At 41.5% G+C, this 17,908-nt stretch carries 13 protein-coding genes; 1 reads left to right on the top strand and 12 read right to left on the bottom strand.

The window, feature by feature from the left end; all coding sequences use genetic code 11:
• Positions 1-16: 16 nt before the first annotated feature.
• The 9 genes from BMY70_RS20190 to BMY70_RS20150 all read right to left on the bottom strand — a co-directional run bounded on the left by BMY70_RS20190 (position 17) and on the right by BMY70_RS20150 (position 14,076).
• Entirely contained in the window at positions 17-1,429 is a 1,413-nt protein-coding gene (locus BMY70_RS20190; protein ID WP_090338093.1) for a glycoside hydrolase family 140 protein, read from the bottom strand.
• Between the two features lie 95 nt (positions 1,430-1,524).
• Positions 1,525-2,940: a RagB/SusD family nutrient uptake outer membrane protein gene (locus tag BMY70_RS20185; protein ID WP_090338092.1), complete on the bottom strand. Its 1,416-nt coding sequence runs from the start codon at positions 2,938-2,940 to the stop codon at positions 1,525-1,527.
• A gap of 55 nt (positions 2,941-2,995) precedes the next feature.
• Positions 2,996-6,157: a SusC/RagA family TonB-linked outer membrane protein gene (locus BMY70_RS20180; RefSeq protein WP_090338091.1), complete on the bottom strand. Its 3,162-nt coding sequence runs from the start codon at positions 6,155-6,157 to the stop codon at positions 2,996-2,998.
• A gap of 422 nt (positions 6,158-6,579) precedes the next feature.
• The gene (locus BMY70_RS20175; protein ID WP_090338090.1) at positions 6,580-6,876 is read right to left on the bottom strand and encodes a hypothetical protein; all 297 of its coding nucleotides are present in this window, start codon (positions 6,874-6,876) and stop codon (positions 6,580-6,582) included.
• 23 nt (positions 6,877-6,899) lie between these two features.
• Positions 6,900-7,283, bottom strand: coding sequence for a YchJ family protein (locus tag BMY70_RS20170; RefSeq protein ID WP_090338089.1), 384 nt, complete (start codon positions 7,281-7,283; stop codon positions 6,900-6,902).
• A gap of 208 nt (positions 7,284-7,491) precedes the next feature.
• A complete protein-coding gene (locus BMY70_RS20165) occupies positions 7,492-9,081 on the bottom strand; it encodes a DUF5060 domain-containing protein (protein WP_090338088.1) in 1,590 nt (529 codons plus the stop codon).
• A 3-nt stretch (positions 9,082-9,084) separates the two neighbouring features.
• The gene (locus tag BMY70_RS20160; protein ID WP_090338087.1) at positions 9,085-10,578 is read right to left on the bottom strand and encodes an FGGY family carbohydrate kinase; all 1,494 of its coding nucleotides are present in this window, start codon (positions 10,576-10,578) and stop codon (positions 9,085-9,087) included.
• A 132-nt stretch (positions 10,579-10,710) separates the two neighbouring features.
• Positions 10,711-13,026, bottom strand: a complete 2,316-nt coding sequence (locus tag BMY70_RS20155) for a glycoside hydrolase family 95 protein (RefSeq protein WP_090338086.1) — start codon at positions 13,024-13,026, stop codon at positions 10,711-10,713.
• A 51-nt stretch (positions 13,027-13,077) separates the two neighbouring features.
• A complete protein-coding gene (locus BMY70_RS20150; protein ID WP_229209701.1) occupies positions 13,078-14,076 on the bottom strand; it encodes a Gfo/Idh/MocA family protein in 999 nt (332 codons plus the stop codon).
• A 260-nt stretch (positions 14,077-14,336) separates the two neighbouring features.
• On the opposite strand from BMY70_RS20150, the gene BMY70_RS20145 reads away from it, so the two are divergent.
• Entirely contained in the window at positions 14,337-15,107 is a 771-nt protein-coding gene (locus BMY70_RS20145; RefSeq protein WP_090338084.1) for an IclR family transcriptional regulator, read from the top strand.
• 29 nt (positions 15,108-15,136) lie between these two features.
• On the opposite strand, the gene BMY70_RS20140 is transcribed toward BMY70_RS20145, so the two are convergent.
• The 3 genes from BMY70_RS20140 to BMY70_RS20130 form a co-directional block, all read right to left on the bottom strand.
• Positions 15,137-15,805 (bottom strand): DUF3826 domain-containing protein, encoded by a 669-nt coding sequence (locus tag BMY70_RS20140; protein ID WP_090338083.1) that lies wholly within the window; start codon positions 15,803-15,805, stop codon positions 15,137-15,139.
• A gap of 14 nt (positions 15,806-15,819) precedes the next feature.
• Positions 15,820-16,707: a sugar phosphate isomerase/epimerase family protein gene (locus BMY70_RS20135; RefSeq protein WP_090338082.1), complete on the bottom strand. Its 888-nt coding sequence runs from the start codon at positions 16,705-16,707 to the stop codon at positions 15,820-15,822.
• Positions 16,708-16,814: 107 nt separating this feature from the next.
• Positions 16,815-17,900: a sialidase family protein gene (locus tag BMY70_RS20130; RefSeq protein WP_090338332.1), complete on the bottom strand. Its 1,086-nt coding sequence runs from the start codon at positions 17,898-17,900 to the stop codon at positions 16,815-16,817.
• Between the last annotated feature and the right edge of the window lie 8 nt (positions 17,901-17,908).

Below are 17,908 nucleotides of genomic sequence, written 5' to 3'. Positions count from 1 at the left end.
AATTAATTGTTAAGGATTAATGACTTAGCACGAGTACCCAATCATTTCCATTTTTCAGGTTTCCAGGGGGATCAAATTCCTTCACTCCCTGATTATCAAAATCTCCGATTTCAGCATTTTTCCCATTCCGCGGGTTATACCATGAAGCCTTTATCTTCTCACCGCTTATTGTTCCAAGATTTACTTTAAAATTGCGGCCGTTGTAGGTATATGCAAAGACGTAATCCTTACCCCGAGTCGCTACAATCCGGTTATATTTCTCTCCGTTATCAGCGATCAACGACTGGTCAGGAATACGGTCAAAATAAGATTTTGACAACATCAGGTTTTTCAAAAAGATCATTTGCGATGCTCCTGGTGCATTTATTTCGTCATACCAATATGATTTTGCCCCATAAGAAGATTTATTATCTGTTGGTTTCAGCATTTGCATCACCGCACTATTCCCATAGGTGAAACCGCTTCCGCCAGCAAAAACCGACCAGTAAGCATAACGCCGCACATCGTCGGCTGTCCATAGCGGCTTGTTCGGATCGTGCAAGCCGTGTGGAATTCCCTCGTAAGATGGCTCTCCATCCAATGTCGGTTTCACCGGTGTTTTTGAATAATCGTCTTGTATGTATCGCCAATTATCTTCCCCAAATTTCAGGCTATTGGAATCAATATCCTGCGCATAATCACGGTGACCGGACTGGAACATATTGAAATCAAGCCATGGCTCATCGTGGAACCAGGCAGAAGATTGCCGGCGACCGAATGGATGAAACGTAACAAGGTGATTTGGATCTTTTGCCTTCAAAGTGTTGCCGATAATTTTCCAGGTTTCTGTTGAATCCGTACCCATAATATCTCCGCCATTAAGCCAGATAATATTGCGTTTATTTTTATAACGATCTGCAAGCCAGGACGCATAAGTTTTCGCATCATCGCGACTTACGCGACCAGATTTGACATTATTACCCCATACAGGAACCATGGCCATGAATATTCCTCTTTTCCCAGCCTCGTCGACTATAAAATCCACGTGGTCCCAATAATCATCCTGGCTCGAATCGGTTGAAATTCCCTCTTTGATATATGGTCTGGCCACATTTTTATTGACAAGAGCAGAATCTCCATAGGCATCAGCGAATTTTAAGGAATGTAAAATCATGACCTGAATCACGTTAAACCCCTTTTTCTGCCTGTCGTCCAGATATTTAATCGCCTCCTGCCGATCCAGCTTGCTGAATAAAAGCCACCCTGTATCGCCCAGCCAGAAAAATGGCTTTCCGTTTTCATCGGTGAAAAATCTCCTGTTTTCTGAAATATTCAGTTTCGGTTTCAATTCTTTTTGTTCAGCTTTTTTATCAGTTTGACAACCCAATACCCCCGAAAGCAAAAGAAGTGAAACAAATACGCACTGAAACGAAAATTTTTTATCTGTCATAACGCTGATTATTCTGTCAATATGTTGGATTGACGTAAATGCCGGAAAGTTAACAGAGCCTTTTTGGCCTGTTAACTTTCTGATATTTAAGAATTTTAGTATCCCGTGTTTTGAGTGATTTTATTGTTTTGGTCACGAACGATATTTGGAATCGGCAGAACAAGTTTTTCCTGGGTCACATTTTTTCCCTTCGAAGTCAAAACCGGTACAGCGCGATTAGTTCTTTTTAAATCAAACCAGCGATGAAATTCGAATGCTAATTCCACACGCCGTTCATGTTCAAGCGCCAGGGCTACTGATGAGTATTTTGCAGGATAACCAGCCTCTCCATACAAGGGCAGGTTTACTCTCTTACGAACCTGGTTCATGTAGGAAACCTCGCCGGTCGCCTCAGTCAATAACATCAGCAGATCTGCATAACGCAAAACGATGAAGTTGTTGTTTGCAGCAATCGACTGGTTGATAAGCGGCGCGGTTTTATCTGTCCACTTTTTTGGAAATCGTGCAGCTGTAAAATTTCCCTTTGCGTCCGTATATCCGGTATCGATAGAAGCCACACGACGACTATCACCTGCTTCATACTCGTCCCAAATATCATTGACCACCTGATTCATACCTGCTCCATAAAAACCGAGTGCATTGGAGTTGGGGAAGAAAACAAGATAATAATTACTGTAAGGATTGATCGCAGATCCTCCAAGGTATTGAATTTCAAAAATAGATTCCCTGGTATTTTTATTTTTCACATCCCATAATGAAGCATAAGAAGGCAAGAGCTGATATTGATTACTATCGTAAACTTCTTTCAATTCTTTGGCAGCATTATTTTTATCACCCATAGAAAGATAGACTTTTCCCAGCAGGGTTTGGGCGGCACCTTTCGAAGCCCGTCCGACAACTGCGGAAGCGGCAATCGGTAATTTCACCTTCGCCTCCTGTAAATCTTTCACAATCTGCGCATAAACTTCGATGGCCGGGGACCGTAAAATATTATAACTTTCAGCAGCAGAAACGGGAGCCGTCACAATAGGAAGATCGCCCCAGATTTGTACCATCTGATAATAATAAAGAGACCTCAGGAACAACATCTCTCCCTGCATTTTCGCTTTGTAGTCAGCATTTAGCTCAGCGGATTCAATTTTGGAAAGGATTATATTGATGCTGTATAATGATTTGTAGAAATCCTGCCAGAATTGATATACCATTGTATTCGCGGGTGCTAGCGAATAATCCCTGAACTGCCATTTGTCAGCCTGATTCCCAGAAATATTATAAATCGTCACATTATCTCCCATCAATTCTCCGGCATACGAGACAGGTCCTTCCGGATTGTAAACGGTGTATAATGTATTATAAGCCGCGTTAGCAGCAAGGTCAAAATCAGCAGTGGTTTTATAAAAATTCTCTGCATTCGGATTTGATACCGGAGCCAGTTCAAGAAACGAGTCCCCACAACTCATGCCCACCATCAGCAGACAAAACATTGCCAGATATCCTGATATTTTTTTCATAATTTTTATCGGTTAAAAGGTTTTTCACCTTCGATTATTCTTTTAAAAGTTCAAATCAAAAGTCAGCTTTGATACCTACTGTGATTACACGCGGCAACGGATACGATCCGTAATCCACTCCCTGAAATGCACCCGGAACCGGGGCGTTGCCACTACTGTATGAGCCGGAAGTTTCCATGCTGCTACTGTATGAAGTCGTGCCATAAGTCGTGTTTTCAGGATCATAACCCGTGTATTTGCTAAACAAATGCACGTTTTCAGCATTGACATAAATTCGAGCGTTAGTCATTGCCAATTTGCTGATCCATCTCGATGGAACTGAATAAGAAATTCGGATATTTCTTAATCTTACGAAAGACGCATCTTCAACCCAATAAGATGAAAATTGTTTCTGAAGGCCCAGGTAATTTACGTTTGGCTTGAAATGCTTGCCGTCTCCAGGGTTACTTTCTGAACGCCAGTAATCATAGGTATTCGAGAAGAAATTCCGGCCATTATCCCAGGTGCCAAGATAACGGATGTTGTTATTTGCAATCTCTCCTCCAAAAGATCCCTGAAACATGAAGGAAAGCTCAAAGCCTTTATAACCGACCGTGTTTGTTATACCGGCAATAAAATCTGGCTGATAATTGCCGATAATGGTCCTGTCTGCATCGGTAATCTTGCCGTCGCCGTTAACATCTCTCACTTTGGGGTCGCCTGGTGTTGTGCTTGCATGATGCGGATAAGCGTCAATCTCCGCCTGATTTTTGAACACTCCATCAAATTTATAACCGAAGAAATTTGATACCGGCTGGCCCACTTCCGTTCTTACGGTCACCACATTATCAACGTACTGGATCGGTGCATTTCCCGGTCCGAGCTGCAGAACTTCGTTGCGGTTTCTTGAAATGTTGAAGTCTGTCGTCCACGTCAGGCCGTCACCGTTTCCATCACCTGTAAGATTTTTGCTTGAAATATTAAATTCAACACCACGGTTGCGCATTTTTCCGATATTGGAAAGCTGTGAAGAAAATCCGGTGATGTCAGGGACGGGCACATATAGCAGCATATCCCGTGTAATCGAATTGTAGAATTCTGCGGAAAGATTGATCCTGTTGTTAAAAAGCCCCAGGTCCACGCCCACATTGAACTGGTTCGTCTTCTCCCATTTCAAGCCCGAATTAGCCAGACCGCTCACTTTCAAACCGTTCGAAAGATTAGTGCCGGTCACATAATTAGCAGCACCGAGAAGGCTGATCGCTCCATAATTTGGAATCTGGTTATTTCCGGTCACACCATAACTTACACGCAATTTCAGGTTATTTACTGCGCTGACACCCGCCATAAAATTCTCATCCGAGATTAGCCAGCCTCCTGATACCGAAGGAAAGTAACCCCACTTATTATCTTCTCCGAATCTTGACATCCCGTCTCGGCGAAGCGCACCTGTGATGAAATATTTATTCTTAAAGTTATATTGAATACGTCCCAGATAAGATAACAAAGACCATTCGCTCGCTGTGGTATTTCCGGCCGTCACCGTACCGGCATTCAGGGTATGGACAAGATCATTCGGAAAATTATTTGCCGCAACATACATTGTTTCGTCACGCTGTTTCTGGATGGTGTAACCTAACAATCCGGTGAAAGCATGATCTCCGATCTTTTTATCATAGGAAAGTGTGTTTTCACTCAGCCAGTTCAGCATATACGCGTCTCCTGCATTTCCCTGCGCAGCCAACACCGCGGAATAACCATATTTTTGTTTATCGTTCCAGTAAAAATGATTCCGGTTGTTGAATAGATTTCCACTGATACTCGTTCTGAATTTCAGGTCGTCCAGGATATTGTATTCAAGGAAAGCGGTCCCCAAAGTATTGAAGGATTTATTTCCTTTATCAACCTCTCGTGTGAGAGAATATGGATGCCAGAGGTTCATGTCAGCATAAGAAGTAAAACGAAACCATGTCGAATTCGGATCCCTGAATCCGTAGTTCCCATTTTCATTATATACCGGAAAAATCGGATCACTCTGCAAACCAAGACTGATCACGTCGCTCTTCCCTTTCGTTCCTTCTGTTCTGTCAAATATCGCAGTTACACCAAGATTCAGTCCAATAGCCAGTTTTTTACTGACCTGGGTACGCACATTGGAACGAAGGGATAATCGTTTGTAATAATTTTCGTCCAGTACCGCAGTCTGATCCAGATAAGCTCCGGAAAACAGGTACTGCGTTTTTTCAGTACCACCCGAAACAGATAGCTGAGCATTTACTGAAGGAGCCGTGCGGAACATTACATCCTGCCAGTCGGTGCCTTTACCGAACTGCTGCGGATTATTTGTAAAATCTTCAGGAATCCTCAGCGTTGCCGGCCGAGCGCTGTTAGGGTCGCTAGCCTTTCCCCCTTGCGCCATCCAGGCGTTATTTTTTGCATCAATATAGGTTGAGATATACTGCTGCGCGTCCATCATACCCACTTTTCGAATTACTTTCTGTGAACCATATTCGACGTTGGCGCTGATATTTGTTTTTCCTGGTTTTCCCATTTTTGTAGTTACGAGAATGACGCCGCTGGATCCGCGCGAGCCATATATAGCCGCGGAAGATGCATCCTTCAAAACCTCCACAGACTCTATATCCTGAGGATTGATCAGGTTCAAATTGAAGTTTTCAAGCGGAACACCATCCACTACAATCAAAGGATTTGTTCCGGCCGTGATCGAACTTACGCCCCTGATTTTAATAACCGGGGAAGAACCCGGCGCCCCCTGTGATTGAGAAATGTTAACACCCGGCAAACTTCCAGCCAACGACTGCGTGACATTACTAAATGAACGGTCTTTAAATTTGTCATAATTGATGGAAATCACGGATCCGGTTACCGCTCTTTTACTCTGTGTTCCATATCCTACTACTACGACTTCTTCCAGCGATTTGTTTTCCGGCGAAAGTTTGATTGAAATATCCGAACGGCTCCCTACTGCTTCTTCGACCGATTTATAACCCACAAAACTAAAAACAAGAACTGTTGAAGCATCAGGAATTTCCAGTTGAAAAGTTCCTTCAGCACTGGTTGTTGTGCCCCGTTGCGTACCCTTGATTACAACACTGACGCCCGGAAGAGCCTCGTTGTCATTCGCGCCCGTCACCTTACCTTTCACGGTCGGACTTTGTGCATATATGGCTTGCGATAGCAGCGTTAATGCAAAAATGATACAGAAGAATTGTTTCATAAGTAGTAACCAGGGTTATAAATGATCATGATACTTTCTTTTATTTTTCTTTTTATTCTATTTTTTACGAAAATTAGTAACATTTTAATACAGAAAAAATATTTTCGTAAAATTTATGACTTATTTTTATAAAAAATTGTGAAAAAGATCTTTTTGGGAAGGGTATATCGCGTAATAGTATCAAATATTGGTATTTATACGATACCAAAACATACCAATTCGAAATCATTGAAAATTAAATACCGGTAATTTTGAAAAGTCCGGCAACGAAAGAAAGTTTTTTTGAAGAGAGAGGATGTGCCAAATAACAAAATCACTTTGCTTTACATCAGAGGATTAAAGCAAAGCGATTCCTTAATAAGCAATGCCGCGAACGGCACTAACGATTTTTTGGGAAATGTTATAATCGCAAGTGAAATTAACTATTCTTTTGCTTCACTTGCTTTTATGATGGCTTGTATTAAAAATTCGCATTCCGCTTCCTTCTGATGTAGTTGTGTTTCGATTTCCTGAATCCTCTCCTGACATTCAAGCTCTTTTTTGGCAAGCTCCAGAAGCTGTCCTTTTCCGGCTTCGTTCATAATGTAAAGCGAAAGCAGAAACATACTCACTGTGATGAATTTGAAAAAATTATCGTAGGAATAAGCTGCAACCATGTAAGTTAATACAAAGACAATAAAACCGATCATAAACCGGGCAATCACAAATTGTCGAAACATCAGAATTTAGATTTCATGAATTTTCAAATATTTTCATTGAAAACGCCATCTACATAAAACCAATTCCCATTTTCAAAAACGAAAGAAGATTTTTCATGATGGACTTGTTTTTTGCCAGATCTGTCTGTGAAATATGCCTTAAATTCTACCAGAAATGTTTCCGCGCCGATAATTTCCAACCGCTGCCAACGATTACTTTTCGCCCACTGTTCAATATCTTTTTTATCAAGTCCTGCGCGTTGCGACGTATGCGTTGTTTCAAAGAGATAATCCACCTCACCCATAACATACGCACTATAACGTGAACGCATCAGTTTTTCAGCTGAATTCGCTTTGACGGCACCTTTTATAATCGGTCCGCAACATTGTGAGTAAGGCTGGTAAGATCCGCAAAAACAAGTTTTCATAATTCAATTTCAACATTTGGCGAGCCTGTTTTAAAAAGCAAGCATTTCAAATGACGAAGATATCGACAATCCGCTTTATTTTGATTTTTTAAAGCACGTTTGCCCTGATTTATGACAACGCAGGCACCAATTTGTAATCAGTGCTCTACGCTGTACTGATTTTCAATAAGTATATTTCCAGGTCAGCGTTGGAAAACTGTGCAAAATATCAGATCTCAGTAATACGCAAAGCAAGATAAGGCTTCATTGGTAACCTGATCTTCTTCCTGTTTTTGTCAAAAATCCGATATGTCTCAGGTGTAGCTATTTCGAAAACCTCAGGCAGTTTCCTGATAGTCATTTCCCAGGTATCAATCACTTCAACCTGAAATTTCTTACCCGCTGCCGGGCCTCCTTTTTTGGGCAAATTAAATTCCCATTCCTGATTCATTTCCCTCCCAAAATAAATCAGATAATGGCTACTGTCAGCCGTAGCCGTTTTATGGTCTTTCCAAACATCGGCAAGCTCGATCGGCCCAGGTGCTTCTTCAAGAATTTTTTTCAAAAATCCGATACGTGCAGGACTGCTCCCGATCAGCCTTCCGCCTTTTGCCCAGAAAATGGTGTCGCCGCTGTTCTTATATGTTTCACCATGCGTAACATACGTTCCCGCAATAACCCCGTGCCAAAATGCGGATGTCATTTCTTCTCCGCTTAAATGCCCCCAGCGCTGCGGCAGGTCTCCTTCGTAACACACTTCGTCATACAACACCGGTCGAAAAAATACATCTCGAAGCAAGGTTGCGCGACCAAAATCTTCAACTGTTGAGCCGTTCTGGATACTTACATGTGTAAATTCCGGCTTCCAATTGTCATAATAAACACTTCCATTATGGATAGAACAAAGGTGTTTATAAGGATCATTATTCACTACCTCTTTGGTATAAACATCCCAGACTTCACGAGGCTTAGTCTTGATATAATCAAACTCGTTCGCCAATGACCACCACACATTTCTGAAAGATGACAATCTGGCTGTCAAATATTTTATATATCGCAAATCGTTTTCCTTACCCAAACTGTCAAACCCCCAATGCCCTTTGTCGTATGGGTGGAAAATAATTATATCCGCCTCAATACCAAGCGATTTGAGATCATCGATACGTTTTTCTAAATGCTGAAAAAAGGCCGGTTCGAATTTAGAAAAATCCCAGACAAAATTAATTTCACCCTTCTTCCCTGCCATCCCGCCTTTTTTCACAAAGGGATAAAAAACTGGTTCATTTTCGACATTGGAATAATATTTAGGAAAAACACACATCCTGACTTTATTGAATGGCGCATTTTTCAAAGTTTGCAAGGTAATGTCCTCCAACTCCTGCGGTTGATGTGTCCAGGCGTAAAGCGTTGTCCCAAAGGGATAATACCTCTTTCCGTCAGCGTATTTAAAGTGATAAGTATCTGCCACTTTTACCGGTCCGTGGTTATTTCCTGTTGCCCCAACACAAGTAAAATGTCCGGTTTTACCATTCAAAACCTTGCTGTTACTGGTTACTTTATAACGCCATTCCCCGAGGGTTTCCGGCATGAAACGAATCTTATACTTTCCATTTCCGTCATAAAATCCGTTGACTTTGACTTTTTCCTTTCCATTGGAAAAATCAGCGGAAAGGTTTACTTCATCAAAAGGATTACCAGATTGAGGACCAGAGAAAGTAACCTCAAAACGATCCCACCGTTCGATCGCTTCTGTTTGTGCAACAACGGAAAAAGAAAAAACAGAAACCAAAATTAGAAGTAGAACATATTTTGCATTCATATATCAGATCTTATTAGCAATTGCAGCCTGCCAGCCTTCGTAGCCAGCCTTAACTTTTTCGTTTGGATTCGGCATAACGCTGACACGGTTATCGCAATTCAATTTTTTCAGATACTCTATATTTTCATAAACTCCCGATTTTAAGCCTGCCAGATAAGCGGCGCCAAGGCCTGATATTTCTGCAAGCCCAAGGTTTATCACCGGCTTTTCGAGAAGGTCCGCGAGCAATTGTACCACGAACAAATTAGACGTCATCCCTCCGTCAATCATCAATTCCTGCAACGAAATCCCGGTTTCCGATTCCATTGCATTGATTACATCTTTTATCTGATATGGAATAGATTCCAGTGCAGCCCTGATCACGTGATTTTTGTTGCAGTCAAATGTCAGGCCGACGATGGACGCCTTTCTGTTCATATCCCAGTGAGGCGCACCCAGGCCGCTGAACGCCGGTATGACATATACGCCGTTACTATCCGGGATTTCAGCTGCTATTTTTTCAGTATCCTTTATATTTTCAAAAAGCCCCATGCTGTTTTTCATCCACTCGATGGTCGCGCCACAGGTTACTATCACACCTTCAAAAGCGTATTCTATGTGAGTTTCACTGCTCCATCCAATGGTTGTAACCATACCTTTCTGAGAAGTCTGAGGCTCGGACCCAATATTCATCAGAATAGACGAACCCGTACCCATGGTTGCTTTGGCGATACCTGACGAAAAGCAACCTTCTCCAAAAGCGGCGGCATGAGAATCTCCGATCATGGCGGTTATATCAATCTTATTTTCAAATAATCCGCCAAAATCTGTTGAACCAAAGTAACTGGAAGATGCCTGGATCCCTGGAAGATTGAGACCGGTTAGCTCAAAACTTTCTATAAGTTCGTGGTCCCATTCCAGTGTCTTTAAATTAAAAAATAAAGTTCTGGAAGCATTTGTATGATCTGTCAGATAAGATTTCCCGTCGGTTAATTTATAGAGCAGCCATGTGTCGACAGTACCAAAAAATACTTTTCCCAATATGATTTTTTTTCCAATCTCGCTGTGATTTTCATTCAACCACATCACTTTGGTACCTGAAAAATAAGGATCCGCCAATAACCCCGTTTTTTCTTTTATCGTTATGTCAAAACCATTTAACTGCAAACGATTACAAATTGCGGTAGACCGCTTGCATTGCCAGACAACCGCATTATACAATGGCTGCCCCTTCTCATCCCAAAGAACGAATGTTTCACGCTGATTTGTAATTCCGCACGTTTTGATTTCAAAAAGTGATCCACCCTTACCAACAAAATCCTTTAAACATTTTTTAACTGACGAAATTACATTTTCATATATATCGAAAGGGTCCTGCTCAACAAAACCTCCGTCGAGATAATGCGTCCTTAACGGTTCGACTCCTCTTGCAACCGCAACGCCAGACTGATCAAAGACGAGCGTTTTAGTACTGCTTGTACCTTGATCAATAGCCAGAACGTAAGATCCATTAGTCATGTAACAATCCTAGAAATTAGTAAAAATCATCAATAATGCTTCTAAAAACAAATAAAAGAAAAACAATCGAAAGAAAACATAAAAATTAAATATAAATAATTGGTTTCGTTGTTATTATTAAATTTAAGGGGCTTACATAATTTTCAACTCCCTGGTTAAACGATACGATTTTCCTTTGGATGTCGGGAACTCGGCAAAGATATTTCCATATCTCAGCCTGCATTTGTTTCCTGTTTTTGACAGAATACTAACCGACACCAGTTTTCCGCTTTTCCATTCCATAGACAGCTCAAACGCTCCTCTTGTGACCAACCCTGTTATTTTGCCATCAGGCAAAGCAGAAGGCAGGGCGGGCAATAAATTGATCTCTCCTAAATGACTTTGAACAAGACATTCCAGAATTCCCGCAGCCCCGCCAAAGTTTCCATCAATCTGAAATGGCGGATGTGCATCAAAAAGATTGGGATAGGAGCCTCCGCCACCTTTTTTTATCGACGCGTCCATAATCGGATTGAATAATTTGCGGATCATCGTGTACGCATGATCACCATCCAGAAATCTTGCCCAGTAATTTATTTTCCATGCAAGGCTCCATCCTGTTCCGTCGTCGCCTCTAAATTCCAGGGATTTTTTGGCTGCATTCAGTAAATCAGGTGTTTTTACAGGCGTAATTTCTTCTCCGGGATAAACACCCCAAAGATGAGAAACGTGGCGATGGTGACTCGTCGTATCATCTATGTCCGTCATCCACTCCTGTAATTGTCCGGCTTTCCCGATCTTGTTCGGGGCAATCTCAGGTATAATCATCTTCAATTTTGAAACAAAATCAGCATCCGTTTTTAAGATTTCCGCACTTTCGATACAAGCTTTGAAAAGTCCCCGGATAATCTGATGATCCATCGTAGGACCAGCAACCAAACCTCCATTTTCAGGAGAATTGGATGGCGAACTTATCAAAAATCCGGTTTTAGGCTCCTTCACGAGGAAATCAACAAAAAACTCGGCTGCACCTTTCATCAAAGGATAGGCAGTCTGTTTTAAAAATTCTTTGTCCTGCGTAAATCGATAATGTTCCCACAGATGTAGACTCAGCCAAGCACCACCTGTAACCCAGATTCCGTGATTGGCCGCATTAATCGGAGCCGCCCCGCGCCATAAATCTGTATTATGATGAACAAGCCAGCCTGAGGCATTATAATGCTCCTTTGCTACTTCTGCTCCTGTTTTGGACAGATCCCTGATCATTCCAAAAAGTGGCTGATGAAGCTCGCTTAGGTTTGTCATTTCGACAGGCCAATAGTTCATTTCGGTGTTAATATTGACCGTATATTTACTATCCCAGGAAGGATTTAATTTGTCATTCCATTTGCCCTGAAGATTGGCCGGATGCGTTCCGGGACGACTGCTTGTGATCAATAAATATCTGGCATACTGCACATACAAAGCTAAAAATGCCGGATCGTCAGGAACATCTTTAAACTTTAATAGCCGTTCATCTGTTGGCAAAACTGAATTTTCGTTTGCCGGTAAATCAAGATTAAAGCGTGCAAAAAATTTCTGATAATCAGCGGTATGTCCTTTTTTAGCTTGTTCAAAATCAACGGAGTTTTTAAGTATAGAAGAAGTGATCTCGCCAGGCTTCCCGTTTACGGTTTTATAATCGATGTAGCTTGTTGCCGCTGAAAGAATGACCGTTGCAGTCGTGGCATTTTCAATCGTAATTTTCCCTTCGCCTTGGCGAAGTTTTCCATCTGTCAATAACTTGACTTTTGCGACGCCCTCTAAAACCCCCTTATCCACTTTGACGTGTAGAGTCAGCTCATTTCCGTTTGCTGTCATTTTTTTGTCTAAATGAATCGCGTCCATGCGCAATACAAAATTCAATTTTCCCGACTGATCCGTTTTGAGTTTTATGTAAATTGCTTTGGCTGGAAAACTTGCAAAAACTTCTCTTGTAAATGTTGCTCCATTGCTTTTATATTTTACACGTGCTATTCCATCTTGAAGATCAAGCTCCCTGGAATAATCTGTAAAATTCTCATGATCCATAAAATCCATATACAGGTCACCAAAAGCCTGATAAGCCATCTGGCGCATAGGAACGCCCATAAATTCCCTGGTTGCCAAATCCTCCGCTTCCTTCTGTTTTTCTTCATTCAACAGGGTACGTATCTGATCCAGATACTGACTCGCTCCTTTATGTGCATAACTTCGTGGCTCACCCGTCCACAATGTCTCTTCATTGAACTGGATACGCTCTGTTTTGACCCCACCAAAAACCATGGCGGCAAGCTTTCCGTTTCCGACAGGCAAGGCATCTTCCCACTGCTTTGATGGTTGTTTGTACCAAAGTTTAAGATTCTGCTGACCGTGAGAGACGGAGCAGATTGAGACAAAAACAGTTAGAAAAAAAACTGTTGTACTTCGTTGAGAATTCGATAAAATCATTGATAAATTTTTAAGGATATAATTATATTTTTTACCGCCTAGGCTAAATTATTAGTGGAAACACTTTTCAACCAGCTTCATCGTTTTGAAAGCGTCATCGACATGGGTTAAAAGTTTTTCACTTTTTCCCTTATCAAAATGCATTAGCTGCGACATAATGCCGGCAAACGCATCCGGAAACCAATTACCTTTCAACTCTATGTTTTTCCATTCCGGCTTTACGTCCTGATCTAAAAAACAATATTCAAGCTGGTCTGCCGCACCGTTTGGATAATCCATCAAAACACCCATTTTAGCTTTAATTGCACCTTTGGTTCCCTCCCATTTGATAAAACTTTCCTGATGCTCGGACCCAAAATCATGGTCGTGGTTGGTATTAATAACAGCTCGTATGTTTCTTCCATAATCCAGTAAAATTGTACTTCGGGTTGAAGAAAAAGGCTTCAGCGGATGGCCAAAACTTTTGGCCAGAACAGCTTTTGGCTCACCTAAAAATGATCGGATCAAATCGATGTAATGAATACTGTGGTAGACAATTTCAAGCCTGTCCTTGCCGGCTAAGCCTGGAAAAAACTGCCACGGAGTATGCGTTGTCAGCCGAATTTCCATATCGTAAATTTCTCCAATCACGCCGGAATCCATAAGTCCCCTGGCTTCCAGAACAAAAGGCGCAAAACGCAGCTGAAAGTTTACCGCAGCCAACAAATTTTTACTGTGACACAGGTTCAGCAAAACCTTCGCTTCGTCACTGGAAGCGCCCAATGGCTTTTGCAGCAAAACTTTTGAATAGTCCGGCAGCAATTTTACGACATTCAAATGTTGATCCGGATTCAGGGCAAGGTCATATACAACATCCTTCGGGGCATTTTTTACCGCATCTTCAATATTTGAAAATACGTTAGGTATGTGATATTTTTCTGCCAGAATACTTGCCTTCTCCTTCACTATATCGACGATTCCAAAAACAGGAAATCCGGCTTTTTTGTAGGCCGGCAAATGCGCATCTTTCACAATTCCGCCCGCACCGATAATTAAAATTTGATTCTGCATTTCAGGTTTTCCCGAATGATAAGCTTTGACATCTGGCATCTATTTTCTCCATGCTTTTAAGTATGACTTTCATTTCGCTAATGCTCCCTGAATAAAAAAGAACATATTTTCCATTTTATATCACATGAGTTGAGCGAAAATTTTCGAATATTGTAAAATTGACACATTTATATTCCAATAGCTGCATTCTGAACCATCTATTTAAATATAAATCGTTCCTTTACAAATAAACTAATCCGAAGATTTACAGCACCCGAAACATGAAGGAAAACGAATCAAAGTATCAGGCCCCAGCGCTTGATAAAGGCCTGGATATTATGGAATATCTTTCTTTAAAAGCAACTTCTTTGTCGCAGACAGAAATTGCTGCGGGAATTAACAAGAAGCCGAACGAAATTTACCGGATGCTGGTCTGTCTGGAAAACAGGGGTTATCTGATCAGAGATGAAGTTTCGGGAAAGTATAAACTGTCACTAAAACTTTTTCACTTGTCACACCGTCATTCTCCTGTTGACGATATCCGGAGAGCGTCACAATTCCCGATGGATGAGCTGTCATCAGAAATTAACCAATCCTGCCATCTAGGGATTTTATATATTGAAAAACTAATGGTGATTTCTCAGTCCAGAAGTCCGGGCGCGATTTCTCTTTCTATCGAAGAGGGAAGTTTGTTCCCGTTGCTGCTGACTACTTCCGGCAGAGTTTTACTGGCATTTATGCGGGATGAAGAGCGCCTGCACTTATTAAGAAGAAACGATCTTTACATGAGCCAAAGTGCGAAACAGCAAAAGCAGACACTTACGCTGCTGGACGAAATTAAAACATTGGGATATTGCGTAAAAGACAGTGATTCCACCCGAAGTGTAACTGATATCTGTATTCCTTTATGCACGTCGCAGGGAGATATCATTGCAGCTCTGACCGTCGCGGCACTCACCTCAAAATCGGATCAGAGTATTTCTTTTGATGCAATTGTTGAAAAAACAAAAGTTGCCGCTGAGAAAATTCTGGAGCGGCTGGGGCTTAATTGATTGCTTGTCAGGCATATCTATCAAACGAACTACCGTCCGTTCGATTTCGAGACCTTCAATCGTTCCTCCCAGGCCTTGCGTTCCTTTTGAATGTCATATCCGGCAGAAGAAAGATAATTATTAATTCTTCCTTTGTATTTTCCAAAAATCTGATGTTTTCCGTCGGAGGTACCGGCGTCCATTGCGAGTTCACGGGCTTCTGTCAACCACGTCAAAATCTGTTCCTTTTCAAGCGGTTTAAGGGATGGGATCATATCACTGTAAGCCTTATAAGTCACATTGAGAACACCATAGGTCATACCGTCTTTCACCTGCCCGACCTGCTCTTTCGTCAGGTTAGATGACAGCTGTTTCACATATTCTTTATGTAAAACAAATAAACGCTTGCCTGCCTCCTCTTCTATCAGTTTCAAATTTCTATCACGTTGTTCTTTGTCTATTGGCTCTTTTGTTTTTTCACTATTTATCTGACTATTTTTTTCTTCATGAATCTTGTTCAAATTCAGATATTGTGACACAATAACGTCTCTCACTTTCTTATACTTAACAGAGTCGGTGAGGTTGACAGCAGCAAGTATTTTTTCAGCTCTTTGGGTTATTGTTTTAACGTAAGCGTCATCGCTCTCCTTACTATTTTGTCCAAACGATACATTTCCAGCCAGGAGAATTGCAGTTAGAACTGTCAGAAACTTTTTCATAATTTTCTAAATTGTTATTGAAATATCTTTTTTAAATAGGCAGTATTCGCACTAAAATTTCCTTGAACATCCCTGGGGTTCGAAGCATCCCTCGACCTTTCAACGACCAACCAACCTTTCCAGCCCATTTTATCGAGTGTACTTTTCACCTTTTTCATGTCAAGCCGGGTATTATTTTCCAGCCAGACACCGTCTTTATCAGTACAATGGATTTGACAAATCCTGTTTTTTCCAAGAATTTCCAGTTCTTTATACAAATCGCGTCCTGCTTCCAGTGGATTAGAAAAATTGAAATATACCTGAATCGATTTCGAACCTATTTCTTTTAGCAACTTCACCTCCTCTGACGCGCTCAGTGCAGTTTCAATCCCAATAATCACTTTTGCTTTTTCAGCGATTTTAGCTACCGATTTTAATCGCTCAACGATCAACGGGCGTAATTCCGGATTTTTAACCAAATCACCCTGAACTCCAAGCGGAAGAAAAGCTACCTTAATATTCATCTGCTTCATGGTTTCGATACAGTCGCCGACCATCTTATCTACACCTTCCCGTTTTGCAAAAGACTGTGCGTAAAATCCCGTCATCGCCAGGGAGCAAAATTCCAGATTGAGCTGTTGCGCCTTGTCCATATATTGCTTTCTGATTTCAGCGTCAGCAAGTTTATTGTCGAAGGATTCTCTTTTTCCAAGTCCACCCATGTCAATTTCTAGCCCGTCAGCGCCAATTTCTTTGGCTAAGGGAATGGCACTTATTTTTTGACGCTTCAAAATCATCAGGTCAATAACTGCGATTTTATAGCGCTGTTCTTTTTGTCGTTTGTCCTTTGCTTCGAGATTAGTCAGAAAAAAAAGAAAAATAACAGCGATTAGTAGTGTTTTAAATCGGTTTTGGCTGCGCATTGATTTGTCTGTTGCATGGAATAAGAAATTTTATCTATCATCCTTTATTTCGGAACGATCAACCTTTGAAACCGGCTGAATAGATTTTCTGCTCAGTTTGATATCCTTCATTTCGGCCACAACTCATCTTTAACGGGCTTAGTCTTCAACTTTGCTGGATCAATTTTGACATATTTTATCCGTTCCCTGCGCCATGTATAAACGACATGAACCATTCCATCCGCAGACTGAATGACAGACGGATAAGAATACTGACTGATCTGAGAATCTTCCAAAACCAGAGCTGCTTCCCAATTTTCGCCGTCCTTGGAAACGGCAATATTTAATGGTGTCCGTGATCCTTTTTTCTCCAGTTCCGGCGTTTTCACATGGTTATAGGCCAGCAACTGTCTTCCATCTTTCAGCGTTACTGCATCTGTTCCTGAATTATTATTTGGCATATCCGTCAGCTCCATTTCAGACCAGGTCTTTCCGTTATCACGCGACCAGGATTCGGCTATCGAGCGGTTTTTGCTGCGGCACAAAATCTGTAAATCACCATTATTATGCATGAGAATACTTGGCTGTATAGCATTAATTGTTTTTCCGTCATTAATCGGGCCGACTTTCCGCCATGTTTTTCCAAAATCGGATGTTACTTCAAAATGCACTTTCCACCCATTTCCTTCTGTACTGGACGGGCACCATAACTCGCCGTTGGCTAACAAAACAGGTTTATTTTTCACGGGACCGAGAAATCCTTTCGGCAAGGCTTTTGGTTTCGACCAACTTTTTCCCTGATCTTTTGAGGTTATAATATACCCTTTCCAACCAGCCACATTGGGACCAACTTTGTAAAAAAGAAAAAGATCTCCTTTCGGTATTTGATACAAAACAGGATTCCAGCAAGCATATCTGAGCGTATCATTCACGATACCGTTCGCGACCTCAACCGGAGCAGTCCATTTGTCGTTAACCAAACGGCTCGTCCAGATACCCACATCGGGATTTCGTTCTTTTGTCCCGCCAAACCACGCCGCAATCAATCCGCCCGACGTTTCGGCAATCGTTGCTGCATGACTTTCCGGAAAAGAGGTTTTTTCAAAAATAAATTCATCTTTGAGAATGCCTTCCTTCCAGGTTTGCGCATATAACGTGCTTGCTAACAGATTCAGAGCAGCACCCAGGAAAATTATACAAGTCAGTTTTTTCATACTTTCTA

The organism is Dyadobacter koreensis (assembly GCF_900108855.1).
Lineage (GTDB): Bacteria > Bacteroidota > Bacteroidia > Cytophagales > Spirosomataceae > Dyadobacter > Dyadobacter koreensis.
The sequence above is the reverse complement of the archived record's forward strand: the minus strand, read 5'-3'. Positions and strand labels throughout refer to the sequence as shown.

Coding starts and splice junctions, on each gene's coding strand:
- BMY70_RS20190 (WP_090338093.1), bottom strand. CDS start 1,429: ATGACAGATAAAAAATTTTCGTTTCAGTGCGTATTTGTTTCACTTCTT.
- BMY70_RS20185 (WP_090338092.1), bottom strand. CDS start 2,940: ATGAAAAAAATATCAGGATATCTGGCAATGTTTTGTCTGCTGATGGTG.
- BMY70_RS20180 (WP_090338091.1), bottom strand. CDS start 6,157: ATGAAACAATTCTTCTGTATCATTTTTGCATTAACGCTGCTATCGCAA.
- BMY70_RS20175 (WP_090338090.1), bottom strand. CDS start 6,876: ATGTTTCGACAATTTGTGATTGCCCGGTTTATGATCGGTTTTATTGTC.
- BMY70_RS20170 (WP_090338089.1), bottom strand. CDS start 7,283: ATGAAAACTTGTTTTTGCGGATCTTACCAGCCTTACTCACAATGTTGC.
- BMY70_RS20165 (WP_090338088.1), bottom strand. CDS start 9,081: ATGAATGCAAAATATGTTCTACTTCTAATTTTGGTTTCTGTTTTTTCT.
- BMY70_RS20160 (WP_090338087.1), bottom strand. CDS start 10,578: ATGACTAATGGATCTTACGTTCTGGCTATTGATCAAGGTACAAGCAGT.
- BMY70_RS20155 (WP_090338086.1), bottom strand. CDS start 13,026: ATGATTTTATCGAATTCTCAACGAAGTACAACAGTTTTTTTTCTAACT.
- BMY70_RS20150 (WP_229209701.1), bottom strand. CDS start 14,076: ATGCAGAATCAAATTTTAATTATCGGTGCGGGCGGAATTGTGAAAGAT.
- BMY70_RS20145 (WP_090338084.1), top strand. CDS start 14,337: ATGAAGGAAAACGAATCAAAGTATCAGGCCCCAGCGCTTGATAAAGGC.
- BMY70_RS20140 (WP_090338083.1), bottom strand. CDS start 15,805: ATGAAAAAGTTTCTGACAGTTCTAACTGCAATTCTCCTGGCTGGAAAT.
- BMY70_RS20135 (WP_090338082.1), bottom strand. CDS start 16,707: ATGCGCAGCCAAAACCGATTTAAAACACTACTAATCGCTGTTATTTTT.
- BMY70_RS20130 (WP_090338332.1), bottom strand. CDS start 17,900: ATGAAAAAACTGACTTGTATAATTTTCCTGGGTGCTGCTCTGAATCTG.